General features: G+C 73.1%; 7 protein-coding genes. 4 read left to right on the top strand and 3 right to left on the bottom strand.

Annotated elements, in window-relative coordinates:
• Positions 1-67: 67 nt before the first annotated feature.
• Complete coding sequence (locus F8271_RS29225) at positions 68-553, bottom strand: hypothetical protein (protein WP_151493054.1); 486 nt, start codon at positions 551-553, stop codon at positions 68-70.
• A gap of 402 nt (positions 554-955) precedes the next feature.
• Here F8271_RS29225 and F8271_RS29220 point away from each other — a divergent pair, with 402 nt between their 5' ends.
• Positions 956-1,696 carry a bifunctional 2-polyprenyl-6-hydroxyphenol methylase/3-demethylubiquinol 3-O-methyltransferase UbiG gene (locus F8271_RS29220; protein ID WP_192580510.1) on the top strand — a complete coding sequence of 247 codons (741 nt, stop codon included), beginning with the start codon at positions 956-958 and terminating at the stop codon, positions 1,694-1,696.
• 267 nt (positions 1,697-1,963) lie between these two features.
• Positions 1,964-2,407, top strand: coding sequence for a hypothetical protein (locus tag F8271_RS29215; RefSeq protein WP_225854843.1), 444 nt, complete (start codon positions 1,964-1,966; stop codon positions 2,405-2,407).
• Positions 2,408-2,420: 13 nt separating this feature from the next.
• On the opposite strand, the gene F8271_RS29210 is transcribed toward F8271_RS29215, so the two are convergent.
• Positions 2,421-3,212 (bottom strand): SDR family oxidoreductase, encoded by a 792-nt coding sequence (locus tag F8271_RS29210; protein ID WP_151493052.1) that lies wholly within the window; start codon positions 3,210-3,212, stop codon positions 2,421-2,423.
• The gene (locus F8271_RS29205; RefSeq protein WP_151493055.1) at positions 3,209-4,192 is read right to left on the bottom strand and encodes an LLM class F420-dependent oxidoreductase; all 984 of its coding nucleotides are present in this window, start codon (positions 4,190-4,192) and stop codon (positions 3,209-3,211) included. Before F8271_RS29205 ends, F8271_RS29210 begins: the two co-directional genes overlap by 4 nt.
• Before the next feature lie 155 nt (positions 4,193-4,347).
• Here F8271_RS29205 and F8271_RS29200 point away from each other — a divergent pair, with 155 nt between their 5' ends.
• Both F8271_RS29200 and F8271_RS29195 read left to right on the top strand, forming a co-directional pair.
• Positions 4,348-5,352 carry a low temperature requirement protein A gene (locus F8271_RS29200; protein ID WP_151493051.1) on the top strand — a complete coding sequence of 335 codons (1,005 nt, stop codon included), beginning with the start codon at positions 4,348-4,350 and terminating at the stop codon, positions 5,350-5,352.
• A 39-nt stretch (positions 5,353-5,391) separates the two neighbouring features.
• The coding region (locus F8271_RS29195) for a DUF1028 domain-containing protein (protein WP_151493050.1) at positions 5,392-6,192 on the top strand (801 nt) is incomplete at its 3' end.

Genomic DNA, 6,192 nt, shown 5'->3' with positions numbered 1-6,192 from the left:
CCCACTCCCCTCGGTGATCAAGAGGTTTGCGTCAGATCTGGCCCCGTTCCTGACGCAAACCTCTTGATCACCGAGAGCGGGTGGTCGCTCGCCGTACGCGCTTTTGGTAATCGGTGGCTACTGCCAGGACCAGGGGGCCCCAGGCTAGGAGTGGGGCGTAGTACCGCAGGACCTCCCAGTCGGGCGGCGGATGTGCCGGCTCGTCCTCCCCGATTCCCACCCAGGTGGAGTGCACCAGATGGAACCTCTGGTTCAGGAGGAAGTACGCGCAGATGGCGACCAGCAGCCAGCCCCCGGTCAGTGCGACGAGCACGATCGGGCGCGCCGGGATCGGACGACCCCCGAGCAGCGGGACCGACCGAGGCACCCGTTGTCCCCAGCGATGCACGAGCCCGAGCGTTGACAGGGCCAACCCCATCGACAGGGCGGACAGGAAGATCATGTACCACCGGGTGACGGCATCGTCGGTGAACACGAGGGACAGTCGCCAGGCCGCGGCCCAGCTGGCCGTGGTCGCGGTGCGGCCGGGAAAGCGGACCGCGCACACGATCACCACCGCGAGGATGGCGCCGACTCCGACCGCTCCCCATCCCGCCCAGAACGGCAGCGTCTCGACGCGGTCCGCCCCGCGCCACCCGCCGGGTCGACCAGATCAGTGCGGTCACAGGCGGTGTAGCCCCACCGGCCACCCGCGATCCAGTACAGGCGCAGCGCCACCGCACCGACGACGAAGACGGCGCACGCCATCGCCCAGCCTCTGCGTGGAGCGGCGGCGGATCGGCGCGTACGAGCGGCGACAGTCATGACGCCATGGTGGGTGGCGATGAACGGACTCCTCCTCCCCCGTGCAGGGGAGTGTGCTCCCGTTGACGGGGGATGGGTCCGTTCCGGCTCGTGTGAACTACTCAGGGCCAACGAGACCAGGACGGCGGCAGGCAACCGGGTGGGAGCGCCGATGGACCAGCACTACGACGGCTTTCTCGCCGACCACTACACGTGGATGTTCGGTGCGCCCCACGCCGCCCTGGTCGAGGAGCAGCTCGGTGTTCTCCGTCGCGCCGGCGTCGCCGAGCCGACCGGCACCGGCGTCGCGGTCGACCTCGGCTGCGGCTCGGGTTTCCAGTCGATCGCCCTGGCCCGGATGGGTCATCCGACCATCCTGGCGGTCGACAGCAGCGCCAAGCTCCTGGCCGAACTGGAGCTCTACGCCGGTGACCATCCGGCCATCCGCGTCGTCCAGGACGACCTGTGCGAGGTCGCGGCGAATCTTCCCGCCGGCACCGCCGAGCTGGCCGTGTGCATGGGAGACACGCTCACCCATCTGCCGGACCGCACGGCCGTCACCCAACTCCTGGCCGATCTGTACGCCGCCCTGACCCCGGGCGGTCGCCTCGTGCTCAGCTTCCGTGACCTCAGCACGAGCCGTACCGGAACGAGTCGGATCATCCCGGTGCACTCCGACGCCGACACGATCCTGACCTGCATCCTGGAGTACGGGCCGGACGTCGTCACCGTCCACGACCTGCTCCACCAACGGACGGCCCAGCGCGACTGGACACTGTCCACCAGCGCGTACCGCAAGCTGCGCATCGCGCCGGACTGGGTGGCCGACCGCCTCGCCGAGGTCGGCTTCCGCCACGTCCGCCACGCGCCCGCGCCCCGGCGGATGACCCTGGTGACCGCCGCTCGGCAGTAGTCCTGATCTGCGCGGCGGACGGGCACCCGAGCACCACCGTAATCCGCTGGCCCGCGCGCCGGACAACGATGACCATCAGAGCGTGGATCAGCATTCGAGCGACATCATCGACTACTACACGCAGCGCTACCGCGAGGATCAGCGGCTCACCGGCCGGCCGCAGGCACGCCTGGAGTGGATCCGCACGATGCAGCTCCTGGGGGATCTCCTGCCCGGCCCGGGCGCTCGCGTCCTGGACGTCGGTGGGGGCACCGGCGAGTACGCCTGGTGCGACGCGCCGATCGGCTGCGGGCGCTGCGGGAGGCCGTCCGGGTCACCCGTCCCGGTGGTCGCGTCGTGGCCGCGGCCATCTCCCGTTTCGCCGGCGCGCTGGACTTCGCGGCCACCGGACGACTGGACGCCAGGACACTCGCGGAGGCACGGACCCTGCTGACCGACGGCACCAACGATCCGCGGATCGGTTTCACCCACGCCTACTTCCATCGCGCCGAGGAGGTGGCCGACGAGTGCGCGGAGGCGGGGCTGACCGGGGTGGTCGTCCACGACGTCGAAGGCCCGGCGTGGACGGCGGCGGACGCGGCGGCGGGCGGGCCGACGCAGGACGCCGTCTTCGCCGCCGCGGTGGACCTCGCCCAGGTGTACAGCAGCGAACCGGCGCTGGTCGGGTCGAGCGCGCACCTGCTCGCCGCCGGGCGCGTCCCGCAGCGGTAGCGGCAGGTCGGTGTCAGGCGGTCAGGCGGCGGACCAGCTTGCGCATGCCGGCCTGCCACCCGTCCGGGTCCTCGGCCCGGCGGCGCGCGTAGTCGGCGACCTCCGGGTGCGGCAGGATCAGGAAACGCTCCTCGGCCAGCCCGGCGACGGCCGCCTCGGCGACCTCGTCGGGGGTGAGCACCGCGCCGGAGGCGGCGATCACCCGGGCGCCGAGGTGACCCTCGGCGATCCCGTCGGCGAGCATCGGAGTTTCCACACCCTGCGGGCAGAGCGCGCTCACCCGGATGCCCCGGTCCCGGTAGGTGATGGCCAGCCACTCGGCGAAACCCACCGAGGCGTGTTTCGTCGCGGTGTACGCGGCGTCGCCCACCGCCGTGAGCACGCCCGCCGCCGAGCAGGTGTGCAGCAGATGGCCGCCGCCACGGGCGAGCATCCCGGGCAGCACCGCACGGGCCGAGTAGACGTGGGCGAGCACGTTGACCCGCCACGCCCGGTCCCAACCGGCGTCGTCGACCTCCACTCCCCCGCCGGTGGTCACGCCCGCGTTGGCGCAGAACAGGTCGATGCGGCCGTACCGCTTCTCGGTGTCGGCGACCAACGCGCGGACCTGGTCCTCGTCGGTGACGTCGAGGGCGGCGGCGTGCGCGACCGGGCCGATGCCCTCGGCCACCGCGCGGGCCGCGTCGGCGTCCAGGTCGGCGACCACCACGGCGGCGGCACCCTCGGCGGCGAACCGGCGCGACAGCGCGGCCCCGATGCCACCGGCGCCGCCGGTGACCACCACGATCCGGTCGGTGAGATTCATGCGGACGCTCCCACCGGTTCGACGCCCAACTGGGCGATGAGGGTGAGCAGCGCGGTCGCGCCGCCGGCGGCGACCTCGGGGGTGGGCAGCAGCGCGAAGACCGGCACGTCCACACCGGCGTCGGCGTAGCGGCGCACCTGGGCACGACACCGCTCCGGCGTGCCGTGCACCACCAGCGCGTCGACCACCTCGTCCGGCACCGCCGCGTTGGCGCCGCGCCGGTCACCGGCCGCCCACGCCTCCCACATCGGCGCCAGCACCGTGTCGCGGCCGAGCCAGCGGTGAAACTCGGCGTACGCCCCGACGGTGAGGTAGCTGGTGATCAGCCTCCGGCCCAGCGCTCGGGCGTACGCGGCGTCCTCGGTGGGGCAGACGAAGATGCGGGCGGCGACCTCGAATCCGGGGCGGCGCTCACCCAGCTCGGCGAGGGCGCGCGGCACGTCGTCGGCGCTGAGCCAGTTGAGGATGACCCCGTCGGCCTCCGCGCCGGCCAGCCGGAGCATCCCCGGCCGCAGCGCGGCGAGCAGGATCGGCGGCGGCACGGCCGGCGGCCGCTCCAGCGTGAAACGCCGCACGGTGAACGTCTCGTAGACCTCGTCGACCGTCTCGCCGCGCAGCGCGGCCCGCAGGAAGCGAAGGACATCACGGGTACGACGGAACGGCTCGTCGAACCGCACCGCGTTCCAGTCCCGTACGAGCACCGGCGAGGACGCGCCGATGCCGAGCGAGAATCGGCCCGGTGCGGCCTCGGCCAGCGCCGCCGCGCTCATCGCCAGCAGACCGGGGCCCCGGGTGAAGACCGGGGTGATCGCGGTGCCCAACCGCAGCCGGGGTTGCCAGGCCGCGGCCAGCGCCAGCGGGGTGAACGCGTCGGTCCCGGCCACCTCGGACGACCAGACGTCGGTGAACCCGGCCCGGTCGAGCGCCGCGTAGACCGCGTCATGGTCGGCCAGCGCGATCCCGCCCAGCGGCACCGTCATACCCCATCGATTCGTCACCGATCGATCGTGCCCGTTGACGGGGTCCGCGAGCAAGATCCCCGTACTGGGCAGAATCGCCGGCTTCCGGCCGCCGGCACCGCCACCGGGTGCTACGACTGCCAGGTGGACCGGACCACCGGCGCAGGCCGCTGAGCATGGGTTCCAGGGGGGCGGGACACCTGGAGCCGGTCCCGGCGGCGGCAACGCCGGGCCGGGCCACCTTCCTGGAGCTGTTCTTCGATCTCGTCTACGTATTCGCGCTCACCCGGATCTCCGCGCGCGCGTTCGAGGACCTGACCGAGAGCCCGGCGCGGGAGCATGGCTGGGCGGCGGTCACCGGCAGCGGTAAGACGCTGCTGTTGCTGCTCGCGCTCTGGTCGGTCTGGCAGGGCACCGCGTGGACGACCAGCCGGTACGACCCGTACAAGCTGGCGCTGCAGACCGTCGTGCTGACCGCCCTGGTGGGTTCGATGGTGATGGGGGTGGCGATCCTCCGCGCGTTCACCGAGACCGGGTTGATGTTCGCGGTGGCGTACGTGGTCGCGCAGGTGTCCCGACAGCTGATCCTGTCGATGGCGCTGGGACCGCACCCGTACCGCCGCCTGAAGGTGCGCATGACGGTGGTGTTCGCCTCCACCGGGGTGTTGTGGATCGGCGGGGCGCTGCTGCCGACCAACACTCAGGTGCAGCTCTGGACGGCGGCGCTGGTCATCGAGTACACGGCCGCCCGGTGCGGCTGGCCGGTGCCGGGGCTGGGCCGGTCGACCATCTCCAAGTGGGAGATCGCCGGGGAGCACCTGGCGGAGAGGTACCAGCAGTTCTTCCTCGTCGCGCTGGGCGAGACGATCCTGGTGGCCGGCTTCGCCTACAGCAAGGGGCCGTACGAGTCGGGGCACGTGTGGGCGTTCGGGCTGGCGCTGGCCACGTCGATCGTGCTGTGGCGGATCTATGTCCAGCGCGCCGGGCAGATCCTGGCCGAGGCGGTGATGAAGGCCCGTCACCCGGCCACCATCGGACGCTCGGCGGCCGACACCCACCTGGTGATGGTGGTGGGTCTGGCCGCCACCGCCGTCGGGGTCCTGGTGCTCGGTGGCGTCGCGGTCGCCGACGCCCGCCGGGCGCACGGCGCCCCACCGGAGGCCGCCGCGCCACCGTTCTGACCCATCGGCGTACGCGGACAGCCCGGCTAGTCTCGGCGGGTGACCTTCTCCCTCGTCGCCCGTTCGGCCGACGGCCGCCTGCACGGCGTCGCCGTGGCCAGCAAGTTCCTCGCCGCCGGGGCGCTGGTGCCGGCGGCGGAGGCCGAGATCGGCGCGCTGGCCACCCAGGCGCACGTCAACCTCGCCTACCGCCCCCAGGGGCTGACCCTGCTGCGCACCGGGGTGGCCGCCGTCGACGTGGTGGCCGGCCTGATCGCCGCCGACCCCGAGCGGGAGCACCGCCAGCTGGGTGTGGTGGGAGCCGACGGTCCGGGCGCGAGTTGGACCGGTCCGGCCTGCCATCCGTGGGCCGGCGGGCGGACCGGCGACGGCTGGGCCGCCCAGGGCAACGTGCTCACCGGCCCGGAGGTCGTCGACGCCCTCGCGGACGCGTGGCTGGCCGGGGCGGCGCTACCGTTCGCCGAGCGGCTGCTCGCCGCGCTGCGCGCGGGCGACGAGGCCGGCGGGGACCGGCGCGGGCGGCAGAGCGCCGGACTACTGGTGGTCGAGCGCGGCGGCGGGTACGCCGGCGGCAGCGACGTGCTGGTCGACCTGCGGGTCGACGACCATCCCGAACCGGTCACCGAACTCGGTCGACTGCTGGCCGTGCACACCATGCTGTTCAGCCGTCCCGACCCAGCCACCCTGCTCGACCTGAGCGGCGCGGTCGCCGACGAGGTGGCGACGTTGCTCACCGCGCTCGGTCACCCGGTCACCGGGGGCGGGCCGGAGGCGGCGCTGATCTCCTGGGCGGGCCTGGAGAACCTGGAGGAACGGCTGGTCCCGGGCCGGATCGACCCG

It is taken from the genome of Micromonospora sp. ALFpr18c, from assembly GCF_008868155.1.
Classification (GTDB): domain Bacteria; phylum Actinomycetota; class Actinomycetes; order Mycobacteriales; family Micromonosporaceae; genus Micromonospora.
Note: the sequence above shows the minus strand (reverse complement) of the source record. Positions and strands in the feature narration are given on the sequence as shown.